A 16,237-nucleotide genomic window follows, 5' to 3' on the forward strand; every position below is an offset into this window, starting at 1 on the left:
TGTTCTGTTTTACGTGAGGGGCGTTCCCCCCCCTAACAAAACATCAATAAGAGCTCTTTTTATAAAACCGTGAAACTAAAATTACAAAAAAATCAGACTTCTTTCTAAAATTAACATCTATGGTATAAGTGAGTTTGGCTCGTTCGCTTTATTATTATCCGTTGGTAAAGGAACAGGATGATCGGACAAACTGCGTAAATAAAGCAAAAGATCGGCACGATCTTGGTCATTTTTAATTCCACGAAAAGACATAATGGTCCCAGGAAAAGCTTCACGTGGAGAATGTAGATAACGATCCAAAGTGATAAAATCCCATTTTTGGTCAGAATGCGCGCGCAATGCCCGTGAATATGCAAAACCTGCTGCTGATGCTAAAGGGCGATCAACAATCCCCCAAAGAACTGGACCAACACGCCCTGCTTCATTGCGTCCAGAAGTATGGCATATGGCACATTGGCGAAAAACTTTACGGCCATTTTCAAAATTGCCTTGTTGAAGGCGGCTATTTAGTGATAAGGAAACATCAGGTGCTTTTTGTTTTTCTTGAAATATATCATTCTTGGCAACTGTATGATGATATTGGACTGATGTAGGATGATCGTAAATTATATTGCTGAGTGTGGAAATCCCCACAATAATGACCAGCACACATAAACAAGCACAAATAAAATAAATAAATCTCGGGCGATTCATAAAAACTCAAATGTTCACGGTTTCATTACCATTTTTAGTTTAAGCTTTTTCTTTATAACACACAACATCATAAATGCATCACAGATGACATTGGGAATCTTACAATGGCTCTTGAACCAATTATTCTTATTCCTGCCCGTATAGGCTCAACCCGTCTTCCTCAAAAAGCTCTCGCTGAAATTGGTGGAAAGCCGATGATTGTTCATGTCGCAGAACAAGCCAAAAAAGCCGCAATAGGACGTACAATCGTTGCAACAGATCATCATGATATTGCTAAAGCTGTTGCAGATTATGGGCATGAATATATCATAACACGAGGTGATCATAAGTCTGGATCTGATCGTATTTATGAAGCTTTAATGCGCATTGATCCTGCACAACGCTACAACGCCATTTTAAATATACAAGGTGACCTCCCAACAATAATGCCTCAGGAAATCATTCGTGCGCTATGCCCTTTAGAAAATAGCCTTACTGATATTGCAACCTTGGGTGCTCAAATCATTGAAGAAAATGAAACAAGAGATCCCAATGTTGTCAAAATCATTGGTACACCGCTTTCTCAAAATCGCCTTCGTGCTCTTTATTTTACGCGCGCCACAGCACCCTATGGAGATGGTCCTCTTTATCACCATATTGGAATATATGCCTATAGGCGCGAAGCACTTGAGAAATTTGTATCATTCAAACCCTCACCACTTGAGCAACGTGAAAAACTTGAACAATTACGCGCATTAGAACACAATCTGCGTATCGATGTGGAAATAATCGATACAATTCCCTTAGGTGTGGACACACAACATGATCTCGATAGAGTTTGTGAGATTTTAGCATGAAAATATTTAAAAAAACCAATAAAATTTCTTTCCAAGGAGAATACGGCGCTAATTCCCATATTGCTTGCTCCAATATGTTCCCCCATATGGATACTATTCCCTCTGCTACTTTTGAAGACGCCCTTAATTTAGTGGAAAGCGGGAAAGCTGATCTTGCTATGATCCCTATTGAAAATACTCTTGCGGGACGCGTTGCAGACATTCATCATCTTTTACCTCAATCATCTCTTTATATTATTGATGAATATTTTTTACCTATCCATTTTCAACTCATGGTTTTGCCCGGCGTTACACATGACGAAATTAAAACCGTCCACAGCCATACGCATGCTCTTGCACAATGCCGAAAAATTATACGAAACAACGGTTGGAAACCTGTTGTTTCTGCCGACACCGCTGGAGCTGCAAAATTTATTAAAAAAAATGCTAAACGTTCACAGGCTGCTCTAGCACCTTTAATCGCAGCAGAACTCTATGGACTTGATATTCTTGAAAGAGATGTTGAAGATAACCCTCATAATATTACCCGTTTTGTCATCCTTTCACGCTCCAAACGACATGTCCCTAAACCTCAAAATGGCGAAAAAATCATCACCAGTCTTCTTTTTCGCGTGCGCAATGTCCCCGCTGCTCTCTATAAAGCTATGGGAGGATTTGCAACGAATGGTATCAATATGACAAAATTAGAAAGCTATCAAATTGGTGGAAATTTCAATGCAACACAATTCTTTGTTGATATTGAAGGACATCCTGAAGACCCTATGATGAAACTTGCCTTAGAAGAGTTGTCTTTCTTTTCTGCAGAATTGCGTATTATCGGCACTTATCCGGCACAAAACGATCGAACATCGTATATATAAAAGCAATTAAGCTGCTATCATTTTTTGTTGATATCAAAAAGCATCGTAAAAATTTCATAATGCAACGCATCTTGAAAGATCTCGTTTTTTCTACTCAACACCCATCATAAACACTGAAGAAGAAAAAACAGTAACCAAAAATAAAAACGCTTGTACCATCTATTTCCCTTTCCACATTAAAGAGAGGTTCTTGAGAAAAGTCATTTCCTATGACAATTTATTCCAATAAAGATAACAAACTTCTAAATTGCTCTCAAAACAATTCAAATTATTATACATAATAGAGCACTCAAATCTCTTAGATTAATATCATTTTAAACATGGTTTAAAACTAGAAAATGCAACTTAGCCCTGATTTTAGCGTTAAGTTTGAACTTTTATCTTTATAAAAACTGATTTATATTCCACCTCACTTTAGAAAAAAGGAGAGGATAATGAAAAAAATCTTCACGCAAGGATTATTAGCTGCCAATATTCTCGTCTACTCTAGTGTTGCATTCGCTGGCTTTGGTGAGAAAAAATGGAATTTTGCGCTGGATGAAAGTGTTGTGATCATACCATCTGATACAATCCATCAAGGAGCTGAATACTCTTGTAGTATCTTTAAGCCGAAGAAAGTATCCTTTACTTTATCGTACTCTGCCCCTTCTGATTTAAACAAATTGAGGATTTTTGTTGATGATGAAAAGAAAATAACCCATGATAAAGAAAAGAAGATCTTTACCCTAAAAAATATAAAATCTCTTCATATAAGTTTTCCTTCGTCAGGACATTATATTTTTAAAAATATTACGAAGAAAAAAGTTATTGGAACAAATTGTGACACAGGAGATTATGATTAATAATATTTCTAATAGCATCTAAATGTGAGTAAAATTATTCTTTTGTTCAGGTGTTTTTTTCAAAATAGGTTATAATGAGCTATTAAAACTTATCTCTGAAGAGGTGTTTTGTAATGATATGGAAAACCTTAAGCTGCTCATAAAATTAGATATTAAAGAGCTTTTGCGACAACTAAATGACTAAACTTAAATTGTTCTTTACTCTCTACCATCAGAGCTAATTTTTAAATAAGAATATAACTTTTACCTTTGCAAATGCTTCATTTTAATTACTATAAAGTACATCGTACCCAAATTATTTATAGATTAAGAAGAGAAGTAAAAATTGTTTTATAGAGGCATTCCTCATTGCATTTTAATCATATTCATTCAAGATTCTTGTAAAAAATTCATCTTGCTTTTCTCTTATCGTCAAAAAATCTAATTATTTAAAGCTATAAAATGTCGTGTATATAAAATACCATTTTTACAGTTATGAAATCATAAATCTGTGCCATCATTATTATTTTATAGCTTTTAAATTGCATCGTCTCTTGTAAGAGTACAGTCCTTAAAAGATATGTGAAATCTTTTCTCCAATAATGGGAACGCATATATTGATCCATCTGGTGATGAACCCAACGTCTTTAATGAAGAAAATCAGCACTCAAGAAAAAAGAGCGATAATATCTACTCAAGATTTACATTCATAGATGTTAAAAGAAAAAATATGAAGAGCTATTGTTATGAAAACTGATAAATCCTCAACTTCTTTGTTGTTTATATGTTAATAAATTAAACGCAAAGGAAAATTCTTCATCGTTCTTATAATATTTTTTGTTTCTGAGCTTGATTTTTCATTCTAAATCGACAATATGGATTTTGGGAGGTTGGTGGTGGACGAACTACTCGCCAACTGGGTCAGGTCTGGAAAGAAGCAGCCCTAACGAGTTCTGGTACGGGTCATCGTGCCAGCCTCCTGTTTTGCTGAAGAAATTATTTTTATGCTATCTTTTAGCGAAGTATTTTAAATCTTCAGAGCAGCGTTTGTATGCAGCGGTAAAGGGATTTGGTTGTCTTTAAACAAATTGTCCCATAAATAATTTGATTAAGAAAAAATCCTTTTATATGAGAGTACAGTATTGACCTATGCTTTTGTATTATCAAAATGTATGCATAAAGAACTTTGAAGTTGGAAACATTCATGGAAAATGTACCGGTAGAAACAGCCTATCGTGTTCTTGCTCGTAAATATCGACCACAAAACTTCTCTGACCTCATTGGTCAGGAAGCTATGGTGCGTACTCTCACCAACGCCTTTGAAAAAGGTCGCATTGCACAAGCATGGATGTTAACAGGGATTCGTGGCATAGGAAAAACCACAACAGCACGTATTTTGGCACGTGCGCTCAATTATAAAACAAAAGATATTGACCAACCAACAACCGTATTGGACTCTCTTGGTGAACATTGCACACAAATTATCGAAGGACGCCATATTGATGTTATAGAAATGGATGCCGCTTCTCATACAGGCATTGACGATATTCGTGAAATTATTGAACAAATACGCTATCGTCCTGTTTCTGCACGCTATAAGGTTTATATTATCGATGAAGTCCATATGCTCTCAACACAAGCTTTTAATGGTTTGTTGAAAACTCTTGAAGAACCACCATCCCATGTAAAATTTATTTTTGCCACAACAGAAATTCGCAAAGTTCCTATTACAATCCTTTCACGTTGCCAACGTTTTGATTTGCGACGTATTGAATCAAAAGCTTTGTGTGCACATTTGCGCCAAATTGCGAAATATGAAAAGGTAGAAGTAGAGGATCAAGCACTCTCTATGATTGTTCGCGCTGCAGAAGGCTCTGCACGTGATGCATTATCCATTTTTGATCAAGCGATTGCCCATAGCAATGGCAATGTTAATGCTATTGCGGTGCGTACAATGTTAGGACTCGCAGATCAAGCACGTATTATTGATCTTTTTGAATTTATTATGAAGGGCGATGTTGTCAATGCATTACATGAATTACGCAGTCAATATGAAGCAGGGGCTGATCCTCTTACTATATTGACAGAACTGGCCGATTTTAATCATTTGGTCACACGTTTACGTTTTACACCAGAAATAGTGGAAGATTTTTCGCTAACTGAAGAACAACGTTTAAAAAGTGTAGACTTTTCAAAAAAACTTTCCGTTCCTATTTTATCTCGAAACTGGCAAATGTTACTCAAAGGTTTACAGGAAGTTAATCAAACTGCACGTCCACTTCAAGCTGCTGAAATGCTTTTAATTCGTCTTGCTCACACGGCTGACCTTCCAACTCTTGATGAAGCTTTAAAAAAGCTTACGCAAGAAAAAACACCTCTCACACTGGTTAAAAACTCTTCTCATCAAGAATCTACAAATGCAAATAATATACCAAAAGAAACAATGGTCGATACCCATGTTTCCTCGAGCATTTCAAATACATTACCCGATCAATCAGATTTAAAAACATCTTTGAAAAACCAATTAGATCATTCCTTACAACCGGAAAATTTAGTTAAAAATCAAACTTCTGAAAAAACCAACGCTCAAGAAGTAACAGAGGTTCTAGAAACTTCTCAATCTACTGATCTTTCTGGAAAGATTGCAAATTTATCGTATTCTGTCACGCAAACAACAGAAGAGATTACTGAACCTAAAACTCTCGTGATTAATTCTTTGCACGATATTATTAAATTAGCCGAACAGCATGATGATGTTCCTTTCAAACTCCTTGTTAAAGAATTTGTTCATCCTGTTTCTTTTGAAGCTGGGCATATTACCTTGAGACTTTCTGAAAATACCCCACAATTTCTTGCTCATGATATAGAAAAAAAGATATCTCAATGGACTGAAAAACGCTGGACAATAACTTTTGTTAATGAAGGAGGTGGCCCAACCTTACAGGAGGAAAGTATAGCGATTCAAAAGACTCTTTTTTCTAATGCAGAAACAGATCCTGATATCGCGAAAATCCTCAATCATTTCCCAGAAGCAAAAATTGTCGATATTCGACTCAATAAAGAAGAAAATGATCTTGATTTACTCTCCAATACCTTTAAAAATGCTGATATTTTTAAAAATAAAAATGATATCAATGATGAATAAGGATACCTATTCCTATGCGTGAAATGATGAGCATGATGAAAAAAGCCAAAGAAATGCAAGAAAAAATGCAGAAGATTCAGGAGGAAATAGCTAATCTGCAAGCTGTGGGCACTGCAGGGGGTGGTCTCGTCAATATCACTTTAAATGGCAAAAATATTATAACAGCAATTCAAATTGATCCTTCATTACTCAAACCTGAGGAAGCTGAAATTCTTGAAGATCTTATTATGGCAGCTTATAATGAAGCAAGAACAAAAATCGAAATCGCAATAGAAGAAAAAACCAAAAGTATGACGGCAGGGCTACCACTCCCATCAGGTTTCAAGCTTCCATTTTAATGAAACGGATTTTTTCCGTGGGACCAAAATATGTCTAAATACATTGCAGGACCTGAGATTGAACGTCTCATTCAGATTTTATCACGGTTACCAGGTCTTGGTCCACGTTCAGCGCGTCGTGCTGCACTTCATCTTATCAAAAAAAAAGAGACATTGCTGGAGCCTTTAGGAGCAGCTATACAAGCAGCTATAGAAAAAGTCGGCATTTGTTCTGTTTGTGGAAATGTCGATACCATTGATCCTTGTTCAATTTGTACAGATTTGCGCCGCGATGATACAACAATCATCGTTGTTGAGGATATTGCTGATCTGTGGGCTCTTGAACGCGCAAAAACTTTAGCCGCACGTTACCATGTGTTGGGTGGACGACTCTCCCCCTTAGATGGAATAGGTCCTGACGAACTCAACATTGCCACCTTAATACAGCGTGTTGTACAAAACCCTACTATTACGGAGATTATTCTTGCTGTCAATGCGACTGTCGAAGGTCAAACAACTGCTCACTATATCACCGATCAGCTTTCCAATTTTCCAGTTAAAATTACGCGACTTGCTCATGGTGTCCCTGTAGGAGGCGAGCTTGATTATCTTGATGACGGAACTTTAGCAGCAGCTGTACAAGCAAGAACAAATCTTTAAAAATTTCTTTCTCTTACCTGTTATCTCGTTTTATTTACTATTATTTCTTTGTATGGGGAAAATATTCAAGTGATAAAGAAAAAACTCTCACTTTTAAACGACTTTGGTCCTGGTATTCTAGTATGTTTACTCATATCAGCCTTAGCTTATGGCTTAGAAGTCTTAGAAAAACAGCTTTTGGGACAAGCTTGGCTTGAAAGCCTTGTTTTGGCAATTCTTTTAGGATCGATTATCCGTAGTTGTTTTCCTTTGCCAACATATTTTCAAAAAGGTATCACCTTTTCTGCAAAAACACTTCTCGAAATTGCTATCGTTCTTCTAGGAGCAAGCATTAGCATTAACGCAGTCCTTTCAGCTGGTTGGAATTTGCTTGCTAGTATCATTTTCGTGATATTCGTAACGATTATCCTGAGCTTTGCCATCGGCCGACTTTTCGGGCTTTCTACACATTTAGCAATGCTGGTCGCTTGTGGGAATGCTATTTGTGGCAATTCAGCTATTGTCGCCGTTGCACCTGTCATAAAAGCAAAACATGACGATGTAGCCGCGTCAATTGCCTTCACTGCTCTTTTAGGAATTCTTATTATTTTATTTCTACCCTTTTTACATCCATCTCTGAATTTGTCATTTAGCCAATATGGTGTGCTTGCTGGCATGGTTGTGTATGCTGTACCACAGGTTTTAGCAGCAACAGCACCTATCTCTTTTCTGAGTGTTCAAATTGCAACAATTGTCAAATTAGTACGGGTTCTCATGTTAGGCCCTGTTATTTTTACTCTATCAATCATTTATCGCCGATCAGCACAAACACGCTTGCGTTTACATACCCTCGTCCCATGGTTTATCATTGGCTTTATTATCATGATGCTTGTTCGCTCAAGTGGTCTTATCCCTGAAAAGGCTATCAATCCCATCAAATTTATTGCCCAGTTGTTTACTGTTATCTCAATGGCTGCACTAGGATTAGGTGTTGATATCCGATCACTAAAAAAAGCAGGATGGCGCGTCATTTTGGCTTCAACCTGCTCCATAATTATTCTCGGTATTTGTAGCCTTATCATGATACAATTGAATGATTTAAATCATATAACATTTTAAATGTGCATTGATTATTATTTTTTCAACGTAGTATGCAATCAACCCAAAGTCCTCATTATTATTAAAATCAGTTCTTTCATAAACCAGAAAAAGTTCTAAAATACTGCTCATTATTCTATACAAAAAATTGAAAGAGCTGATATTTAAGTGAAAACTGTCAAATGTGCTTTTCAGTCCATAATGATTTGCAACAGGGTAGTATCAAAATACGTAACTCATGCAAAATAATGCCATTTCTTTCATCTGCTCTCATTACGCTAAGGTTTTTATACAAAGACTGATAAAATATATTCTTATTTGGAAAAAATGTGGGGTCATAACTTTTCCTCTTTTAAATTACTTTTACTTACTATGTAATACAAGTGGCATCAAAGTACTATTTGATAGCTTACAAGTTGTGACAACCCTTACATTTAAACGATTCGTGAAAGGAGTTTTGATTCATACGCTAACTCCGCTTGTAATATACAAGCTAATAACTTTAATTGTTTCACCATAAGTAGACTTAAAATAAGAGAATCTTACAATACTCAAGGTACTCATTCAAAAAGTGATAAAAATAAGGATTAAATCAACATCTCGTTCTATCCCATAAAAAGATATTGTTGCTTATTGGCACTAGTAACTTTCTTACAAATGAAATATACGATAATGAAAAGATTAAAAATACAGCAGGACTTTTATTTATCGTTTTATTCAACTAAAATATTTTTATGCTTATCCTTGCTATAGATACTGCTTCAATTTATTGTGCTGTTGCGCTTATTCGTCATAAATCTGTTATTGCGCGTATCAATGAACGCATGAACAAAGGACATGCCGAAAAAATTATTGGGCAGATTACACAAATAATGACACAAGCCAATATGACGCTTGATCAAGTTGAGCGTATTGCTGTCAATATTGGACCTGGATCATTTACTGGTGTGCGTGTCGGTGTTGCAACAGCGCGCGCTTTGGCATTAGCACTTGAAATACCAGCTGTTGGAGTGAGTGCTCTTGAAGCGTTAGCAGCACAAGTCATAAACAGTAAAAGTACAGCATCGGCAATTACTGTTGTCATTGAAGCAGGGAGAGGGATGTTCTACCATCAAAATTTTCATAATGATCTCACACCTTTGGGAGCGCCGGGATTAAAAACAATTGAAAATATCCTCGAAGATTTGCCAAAAAAAACCCGACTGACTGGCCCAGCTGCTGATGTCGTTGTGGAGCATGTTAAAAACCATAAAATATACGAAAAAATTGTCCTAGAAAAAATTCCCTGCGAAGCGGCCGATATTGTAAACTATGCTTATCTTGCTGCAAACAAACAATCAAAAAATTCACCTCGCCCACTCTATCTACGCAGCGCTGATGCAAAACAACAAACCAATTTTGCTTTACCACAAAAAAAATAATGCCCAAATTTTCATTGACAAAAAAGAATTTTGGAATTGCTCCGCTACAAGTTAATGATAGTGCTTCTCTTCATCAAATTCATCAGCATTGTTTTACCCCTTCTTGGGAAAAACAAGCTTTTGATAATTTCTTAACAGATCACTCTATCTTCGGATACAAAGCTTTTCTCATTGATCACTCTGATCAAATTTTAGGCTTTTGCCTATGCCGTCTCATCCTTGATGAAGCAGAAATCATCACAATTGCTGTTCACCCTCATTATCGTCAAAAAGGAATTGGTACCTTTCTTATTGAAAGCACAGTTCACTATCTTCATGACAAGGGCGCCATAAAATTATTCTTGGAAGTAGAAGCCACAAATCTTTCTGCTTTGAACCTTTATCAACGCTTTGAATTTCAAAAAATTTCTGAACGTCTTGCCTACTACGCGTCAAAAAATGGTCGTGGTGATGCAATTATCATGCAAAAAACTTTTAAGCAAATAGATTGAGATTTGTGTAAAAAACATTTACACATGCGCTATGAATAAAGTAAATCCTAAAAATACGCCTCCTGTTGCTCCTAAAAAGGTTTTTATCAAAACCTATGGATGTCAAATGAATGTTTATGATAGCCAACGGATGACTGATAGCCTCAGTTCGCAAGGCTATGTGACAACACAAATTCCCAATGATGCCGATCTTATTCTTGTTAATACCTGTCATATTCGTGAAAAAGCAGCAGAAAAACTTTATTCTGATCTCGGTCGTTTGCGCGTTATGCGTCAAGAGCGCACACCTGATAAACCCCTTATGGTTGGTGTAACAGGTTGTGTTGCACAAGCTGAGGGAAGTGAAATTTTGCGCCGTGCTCCAACAGTGGATCTTGTTATTGGTCCGCAAATGTATCATCGCTTGCCAGAATTGTTAGAAAAAGCCAAACAAGGGAAAAAAATTATCGAAACAGACTATGCTGTTGAAGATAAATTTGCTCATTTGCCGCCCCATAATAAACATGCAGTAAGAAAACGAGGTGTTAGCGCATTTTTAACAGTACAGGAAGGTTGCGATAAATTTTGCACTTTTTGTGTTGTTCCTTACACACGCGGTGCTGAAATATCACGATCCGTTGAGCAAATTACCGAGGAAGCCCTTCAACTCATCGAAGCGGGTGTCAAAGAAATTACGCTGCTTGGACAAAATGTCAATGGTTGGCATGGACAAAGTGCTGATGGCAAAACTTGGCGTCTTGGCGATCTTCTTTATCATCTCGCAAAACTCGATGGTTTAAAGCGTTTGCGTTACACAACCAGCCACCCACGTGATATGGATGATAGCCTTATTGCCGCGCATCGAGATCTTGATATGTTAATGCCTTACCTCCATCTTCCTGTTCAATCAGGTTCAGATCGCATCTTAAAAGCCATGAACCGACAACACAAAAGCTCTCATTATCTTCATCTTATCGAAAAAATTCGAACCGTACGGCCAGATATTGCCTTTTCAGGCGATTTTATTGTAGGGTTTCCAGGAGAAACAGATGAAGACTTTGAAGAAACCATTAAACTTATTCAACAAGTACAGTACAGTTCAGCTTATTCTTTTAAATATTCCCCCCGTCCTGGAACAGTGGGAGCCACAATGAAAAATCATGTTGATGAATCTGTAAAAGATGCCCGACTTCAACATTTACAAGCCCTTCTCCTTGAGCAACAAAATGCGTTTTTGCGTTCTAAAATTGATCAAAAAACGGACGTTCTCATCGAAAAACCTGGACGTCACTCAGGGCAAATGGTAGGGCGTTCCCCTTGGCTTTTACCTGTTGTTGTCGATACAGAAGCCTCTACAGGTAGCGTGATAGAAATTCATATTAAAAATGCAAGCTCAAACAGTTTTGTTGGTGAAGTGACAAATAGATAAACATGCCTCTAATACCTTGTTCAAAAATAAATATTTTGGAAAACTCTTTTATTTTAAAAGCAAATGATTACATCTAAAGCGTGCACTTTTTGTAAAAATTGTCTTTTATAAAATTTACTTAACAAAATGTGCAACATTTATGTAGATATGGAGAATAGGCTGAAAGCTTCAACCGAAAAAATAAAGCGTATTAAAGAAAAAGTAAATACGTCCCTTGAAAAGGCTGATACCTTGAAACAAACAAGCGCTTCAGATGTGAGCCAAGTTGTTTTGATTTTCGAAAATAATAAATATGCAAAAGCAGTTTTTGGTAAATTTGACGAAAATCTCGCTTATATCGAAAAAAAACTCGAACTTAGTATTCATCCGCGTGGTAATGAAGTCTTAATCCGTGGAAATGTTTCTGTTATAAAACGTGCGCAATATGTATTGCAGCAGCTTTATGAACGTGCCAAAACACATCAAGAGCTCACTTTATCAGATATAAAAGGAGCGATTGCTATGGCAAATATACCAAAGAAGCAGAAAGAAGACACAATAACACACAAATCTGCAACGAAACGTATACCAGCTCGGTTGAGTACCCATAAAAAAATAATTCATGCAAGAACTCCAACACAAGACGCTTACATAAGTGCTATGGAGCATACTGAACTTGTGTTTGGTGTAGGACCAGCAGGAACAGGAAAAACATATCTTGCTGTTGCTCATGCTGCAATGCTTCTAGAACGTGGTATCATTGAGCGAATTATTCTCTCACGTCCAGCTGTTGAAGCTGGAGAACATCTTGGTTTTCTTCCCGGTGATCTCAAAGAAAAAGTCGACCCATATTTACGACCACTTTATGATGCTCTTTATGATATGATGCCCGCTGAAAAAATAGAACGCATTTTAGCCTCTGGTGTCATAGAAATTGCTCCTCTCGCCTTTATGCGCGGACGAACACTTGCCCATGCTGCTGTTATTCTTGATGAGGCACAAAATACTACCCCCATGCAAATGAAGATGTTCCTCACACGTCTTGGAGAAGGAACGCGTATGATCGTTACCGGTGACGTAAGCCAAATTGATTTGCCTACAGGGCAAAAATCAGGTCTCATTGAAGCAATTCGCATTCTTTCAAATGTAGAAAATATTGCAATTGTGCATTTTGATGAAAAAGATGTTGTACGCCATCCACTTGTTGCTGCTATTGTTCGTGCTTATGATCGTGATTCAGAAATACAAAATAAAAAAAAATCATTCGCATGCGATGCATTAAAAAATGAATTTGATTCATCATGATTATTATTGATATAATGATTAAAAGCGCAGGGTGGAATGATGAGAAAATGCTTTATAATATCACTGAAAAAGCATTAATGACAACTATGCATCATGTTTCATTGGCAAATGTTGTAAGCGAGATTAGCTTGCTTTTTACGGATGATGAACATATGGCACAAATCAATGCACAATGGCGCAACAAAAACAAATCTACTAATGTATTATCCTTTCCTGCTTTTCCACTTAAAGCTGGAAATCGACCTGGTCCCATGCTCGGTGATATTATTATTGCCCGAGAAACTGTTGTTTTCGAAGCAGAGAAAGAAGGAAAAACATTTCAAGACCATTTAACACATATGATTGTTCATGGTATCTTGCATCTGCTTGGTTATGACCATGAAACTGATGATGAAGCATATAAAATGGAAAAGCTCGAAAGAGAAATTCTTCAAAAGCTTTCCATAAAAGATCCTTACGCTGAATTGTCTATCAATGATAAAATTTAACTTTTAAAATTAATATTATAAGCATACCATTTAAAGCCTCTTATTTATCTATTATAAGAAAGAAAGTTTAGAAGATTTCAAAACCATGGACAACAAAATAAATACACAAAATAATAGTCAAACATCTTCTAACAATGAAAAAAAAACTTCTCAACAGACGAATCATACAGAAAAATATTCTCTGATGAATCATTTATTTTCATTCTTACGTGGTCGTAATTGTGCACCTACGTCACTGCGCGATGATCTTACCGTTGCCCTCACGACTAACAATGAAAAAGATACCGCCCCCTTCTCGCCTGAAGAACGTACTATGCTGCATAACATTTTACGCTTACGTGAAGCACGCGTGGATGATGTTATGATACCTCGTTCTGAAATCGAAGCATTAGAAATAAACACTTCACTTGGAGAAGCACTTAAATGTTTTGCAAAAATTGGTCATTCTCGCATACCCGTTTATGCTGAAACTTTAGATGATCCGCGCGGCATGATCCATATCCGCGATATTCTTAACTATATGATTCGCTTTATTATCAATCCAACAAAAACCGAACAAAAATCCGATTTGCTTCAATTAAACCATACAGACTTACATACTCCAATCGGTGAATTGGACTTAATCCGAACAGTTCTCTTTGTTCCCAGTTCTATGCTTGCAAGCAAATTATTAACACGGATGCAAACGACACGAACTCAAATGGCTTTAGTTATTGATGAACATGGAGGAACAGATGGTCTCGTTTCAATGGAAGATATTGTTGAGTTAGTCGTTGGGGATATCGAAGATGAACATGATAATGTCGACAATGCTATCGTACGTGAACCAAATAATAAATGGCTCGTTGATGCAAGAACTGAACTAGAAGATGTGGAGAAAGCTCTTGGTCCTGATTTTATCGTAGGGGAATATGGTGATGAAGTTGATACTATTGGTGGTTTGATCGTCTCCATTCTTGATCGCATTCCTGCCAAAGGTGAAATTGTTGAAGCTGTACCTGGCTATAGATTTCGTATTTTAGAAGCTGATAAACGCCGGATTAAACGGTTGCGCATTTTTCGCATTCCAAAAAATGAGAATCTTGAAAACAATGCCATCCCTAAAGAATAGTCCAGCGTTTTTACACAATTTCATCGTTTTTTTGTTCTCTGTTACAGGCTGGAAACGCCAAGCATGGATATTTCTGTGTGGTGCTCTTACTTCTTTTGCACTTCCACCCTTTTATTTAACACCTCTTTGCTTTTTAACTTTCCCTCTCTTTATTGTTTTACTTGACTCAATACAGGCCACAAAAAATAATAAAAAACATTTTTTTACTTACGCTTTAAGCTGTGGAACCTTTGGTTTTAGTTATTTTATTTGCGGCCTTTGGTGGCTATGCAATGCTTTGTTAACAGATCCAGATTCTTTTGGTTGGGCAGTCCCATTAGCCATTTTATTCCCTCCACTCTACCTTTCTCTTTATTGGTTTTTTTCTGGTTTCATTGTCGGTTTATTATGGACAAAAGGAATAGCACGCTTTTTTGTTTTAGCCTTTGCATTAGGATTGTCCGAGTGGTTGCGTGCGTTTTTATTCACAGGATTTCCATGGAATTCTCTTGGCTATACAGCCATGCCAACCCCAATGTTCATGCAATCTGATGCAATCGTGGGACTTTACGGAATGAATATTCTTGCTGTCTTAGCCTACAGTTTGCCAACTGTTTTATTAACGGATGAAAAAAAGAAAGTGGCACTTTCTCTTTGCTTATCACTTATCTTCATTCACTGTGGTTTTGGGTTTTATCGTCTTCATACTATAGAAAACACAGCTGAAGATCAAAAAAGTGCTTATTGGGTGCGCATTGTTCAACCGTCCATCCAACAAAATATAAAATTGCGTGATAATACACGAGAAGCTATGTTGGAAGCGCATATGAAGCTAAGTGCAACACCAACAACCGATCAAAATTCAGAACCTGATTTTATCATATGGCCTGAAGCTTCCGTTCCTTATCTTCTCTATGATAACTCATCTATCACAATGCGCATTGCCTCTCTTTTAAAACCTAAACAATGGGCTATTATCGGAGCAATACGCGCCAGCAATGATCTACCTCATTCTCAAACACAATATTTTAATACAATTGCAGTCATTAATGCTCAAGGTAATATTTTAAATACTTCTGATAAACTTCATTTGGTTCCTTTTGGTGAGTATCTTCCTTATCAGAATTTATTGAAAAAAATTGGATTGCGTACCCTTGCCGATACTATTGGTGGATATAGTGCTGCAAGTGTGCGCAAAATTGTTACAATGCCAAACGGATTTTCTTATCTACCCTTGATTTGTTATGAAGCAATATTTCCCCATGAAATGACTTTTAAAGGTTCCCCACCTCAAGCAATTATTAATATTACAAATGATGCATGGTTTGGTGTAACGCCTGGACCCTATCAACATCTTCAACAAGCACAGCTTCGTGCCGTTGAACTGGGAATCCCCCTCATACGGGCAGCCAATAATGGCATATCAGCTGTTATTGATTCTTATGGACGAATCGTTGTAGCTCTTCGACAAAATGCTGTGGGCATTATTGATTCACAAGTTCCATCATCCATTACCCCTATAGGAAGCAATGAATACAGAACTTTCTCTACTTTTATCTTATTCATCCTTATGCTATTGTGTCGTATTGGTTTTGGTTTTACAAAACAGCTTAAATGATTCAAGTGCCCTTTGTACGGTATTATGT

Annotated in this window: 15 protein-coding genes and 1 other RNA gene; 15 read left to right on the forward strand and 1 reads right to left on the reverse strand. The window is 36.8% G+C overall.

All coding sequences use genetic code 11. From position 1 onward, the window contains the following. Positions 1-117 precede the first annotated feature (117 nt). Entirely contained in the window at positions 118-693 is a 576-nt protein-coding gene (locus tag ACFILW_RS06755) for a c-type cytochrome (protein WP_375623068.1), read from the reverse strand. Between the two features lie 104 nt (positions 694-797). On the opposite strand from ACFILW_RS06755, the gene ACFILW_RS06760 reads away from it, so the two are divergent. The 15 genes from ACFILW_RS06760 to lnt all read left to right on the forward strand — a co-directional run bounded on the left by ACFILW_RS06760 (position 798) and on the right by lnt (position 16,209). Continuing rightward, the gene (locus ACFILW_RS06760; RefSeq protein WP_375623066.1) at positions 798-1,529 is read left to right on the forward strand and encodes a 3-deoxy-manno-octulosonate cytidylyltransferase; all 732 of its coding nucleotides are present in this window, start codon (positions 798-800) and stop codon (positions 1,527-1,529) included. After that, positions 1,526-2,389 (forward strand): prephenate dehydratase, encoded by an 864-nt coding sequence (locus ACFILW_RS06765; RefSeq protein ID WP_375623064.1) that lies wholly within the window; start codon positions 1,526-1,528, stop codon positions 2,387-2,389. Before ACFILW_RS06760 ends, ACFILW_RS06765 begins: the two co-directional genes overlap by 4 nt. Before the next feature lie 434 nt (positions 2,390-2,823). After that, positions 2,824-3,231 (forward strand): hypothetical protein, encoded by a 408-nt coding sequence (locus ACFILW_RS06770; RefSeq protein WP_375685397.1) that lies wholly within the window; start codon positions 2,824-2,826, stop codon positions 3,229-3,231. Between the two features lie 864 nt (positions 3,232-4,095). Beyond that, positions 4,096-4,193: signal recognition particle sRNA small type (ffs, locus tag ACFILW_RS06775), an RNA gene on the forward strand. A 221-nt stretch (positions 4,194-4,414) separates the two neighbouring features. Next, entirely contained in the window at positions 4,415-6,355 is a 1,941-nt protein-coding gene (locus ACFILW_RS06780; RefSeq protein ID WP_375685398.1) for a DNA polymerase III subunit gamma/tau, read from the forward strand. A gap of 14 nt (positions 6,356-6,369) precedes the next feature. Further along, positions 6,370-6,693 (forward strand): YbaB/EbfC family nucleoid-associated protein, encoded by a 324-nt coding sequence (locus ACFILW_RS06785; protein WP_375632297.1) that lies wholly within the window; start codon positions 6,370-6,372, stop codon positions 6,691-6,693. A 30-nt stretch (positions 6,694-6,723) separates the two neighbouring features. After that, the gene (recR, locus tag ACFILW_RS06790; RefSeq protein ID WP_375652505.1) at positions 6,724-7,332 is read left to right on the forward strand and encodes a recombination mediator RecR; all 609 of its coding nucleotides are present in this window, start codon (positions 6,724-6,726) and stop codon (positions 7,330-7,332) included. Between the two features lie 69 nt (positions 7,333-7,401). Next, positions 7,402-8,430, forward strand: a complete 1,029-nt coding sequence (locus ACFILW_RS06795; RefSeq protein ID WP_375652504.1) for a YeiH family protein — start codon at positions 7,402-7,404, stop codon at positions 8,428-8,430. A gap of 713 nt (positions 8,431-9,143) precedes the next feature. After that, positions 9,144-9,830 (forward strand): tRNA (adenosine(37)-N6)-threonylcarbamoyltransferase complex dimerization subunit type 1 TsaB, encoded by a 687-nt coding sequence (gene tsaB, locus ACFILW_RS06800; protein ID WP_375685399.1) that lies wholly within the window; start codon positions 9,144-9,146, stop codon positions 9,828-9,830. Next, the gene (gene rimI / locus ACFILW_RS06805; RefSeq protein ID WP_375627639.1) at positions 9,830-10,321 is read left to right on the forward strand and encodes a ribosomal protein S18-alanine N-acetyltransferase; all 492 of its coding nucleotides are present in this window, start codon (positions 9,830-9,832) and stop codon (positions 10,319-10,321) included. The genes tsaB and rimI overlap by 1 nt, the downstream gene beginning before the upstream one ends. Before the next feature lie 31 nt (positions 10,322-10,352). Next, positions 10,353-11,729, forward strand: coding sequence for a tRNA (N6-isopentenyl adenosine(37)-C2)-methylthiotransferase MiaB (miaB, locus tag ACFILW_RS06810; protein WP_375632294.1), 1,377 nt, complete (start codon positions 10,353-10,355; stop codon positions 11,727-11,729). Between the two features lie 159 nt (positions 11,730-11,888). Next, positions 11,889-13,013 carry a PhoH family protein gene (locus ACFILW_RS06815; RefSeq protein WP_375639981.1) on the forward strand — a complete coding sequence of 375 codons (1,125 nt, stop codon included), beginning with the start codon at positions 11,889-11,891 and terminating at the stop codon, positions 13,011-13,013. Beyond that, positions 13,010-13,501, forward strand: coding sequence for an rRNA maturation RNase YbeY (gene ybeY, locus ACFILW_RS06820; protein ID WP_375666045.1), 492 nt, complete (start codon positions 13,010-13,012; stop codon positions 13,499-13,501). The genes ACFILW_RS06815 and ybeY overlap by 4 nt, the downstream gene beginning before the upstream one ends. 85 nt (positions 13,502-13,586) lie before the next feature. Beyond that, positions 13,587-14,612, forward strand: coding sequence for a hemolysin family protein (locus ACFILW_RS06825; protein ID WP_375623047.1), 1,026 nt, complete (start codon positions 13,587-13,589; stop codon positions 14,610-14,612). Next, positions 14,575-16,209: an apolipoprotein N-acyltransferase gene (lnt, locus tag ACFILW_RS06830; RefSeq protein WP_375685400.1), complete on the forward strand. Its 1,635-nt coding sequence runs from the start codon at positions 14,575-14,577 to the stop codon at positions 16,207-16,209. The genes ACFILW_RS06825 and lnt overlap by 38 nt, the downstream gene beginning before the upstream one ends. The last annotated feature ends 28 nt before the right edge of the window (positions 16,210-16,237 follow it).

It is taken from the genome of Bartonella sp. TT110JLCBS (assembly GCF_042193405.1).
GTDB lineage: Bacteria > Pseudomonadota > Alphaproteobacteria > Rhizobiales > Rhizobiaceae > Bartonella.

Bases quoted from the DNA above. Each gene is read 5' to 3' on its own strand.
- ACFILW_RS06755 (WP_375623068.1), bottom strand. From the start codon at position 693: ATGAATCGCCCGAGATTTATTTATTTTATTTGTGCTTGTTTATGTGTG.
- ACFILW_RS06760 (WP_375623066.1), top strand. From the start codon at position 798: ATGGCTCTTGAACCAATTATTCTTATTCCTGCCCGTATAGGCTCAACC.
- ACFILW_RS06765 (WP_375623064.1), top strand. From the start codon at position 1,526: ATGAAAATATTTAAAAAAACCAATAAAATTTCTTTCCAAGGAGAATAC.
- ACFILW_RS06770 (WP_375685397.1), top strand. From the start codon at position 2,824: ATGAAAAAAATCTTCACGCAAGGATTATTAGCTGCCAATATTCTCGTC.
- ACFILW_RS06780 (WP_375685398.1), top strand. From the start codon at position 4,415: ATGGAAAATGTACCGGTAGAAACAGCCTATCGTGTTCTTGCTCGTAAA.
- ACFILW_RS06785 (WP_375632297.1), top strand. From the start codon at position 6,370: ATGCGTGAAATGATGAGCATGATGAAAAAAGCCAAAGAAATGCAAGAA.
- recR (WP_375652505.1), top strand. From the start codon at position 6,724: ATGTCTAAATACATTGCAGGACCTGAGATTGAACGTCTCATTCAGATT.
- tsaB (WP_375685399.1), top strand. From the start codon at position 9,144: ATGCTTATCCTTGCTATAGATACTGCTTCAATTTATTGTGCTGTTGCG.
- rimI (WP_375627639.1), top strand. From the start codon at position 9,830: ATGCCCAAATTTTCATTGACAAAAAAGAATTTTGGAATTGCTCCGCTA.
- miaB (WP_375632294.1), top strand. From the start codon at position 10,353: ATGAATAAAGTAAATCCTAAAAATACGCCTCCTGTTGCTCCTAAAAAG.
- ybeY (WP_375666045.1), top strand. From the start codon at position 13,010: ATGATTATTATTGATATAATGATTAAAAGCGCAGGGTGGAATGATGAG.
- ACFILW_RS06825 (WP_375623047.1), top strand. From the start codon at position 13,587: ATGGACAACAAAATAAATACACAAAATAATAGTCAAACATCTTCTAAC.
- lnt (WP_375685400.1), top strand. From the start codon at position 14,575: ATGAGAATCTTGAAAACAATGCCATCCCTAAAGAATAGTCCAGCGTTT.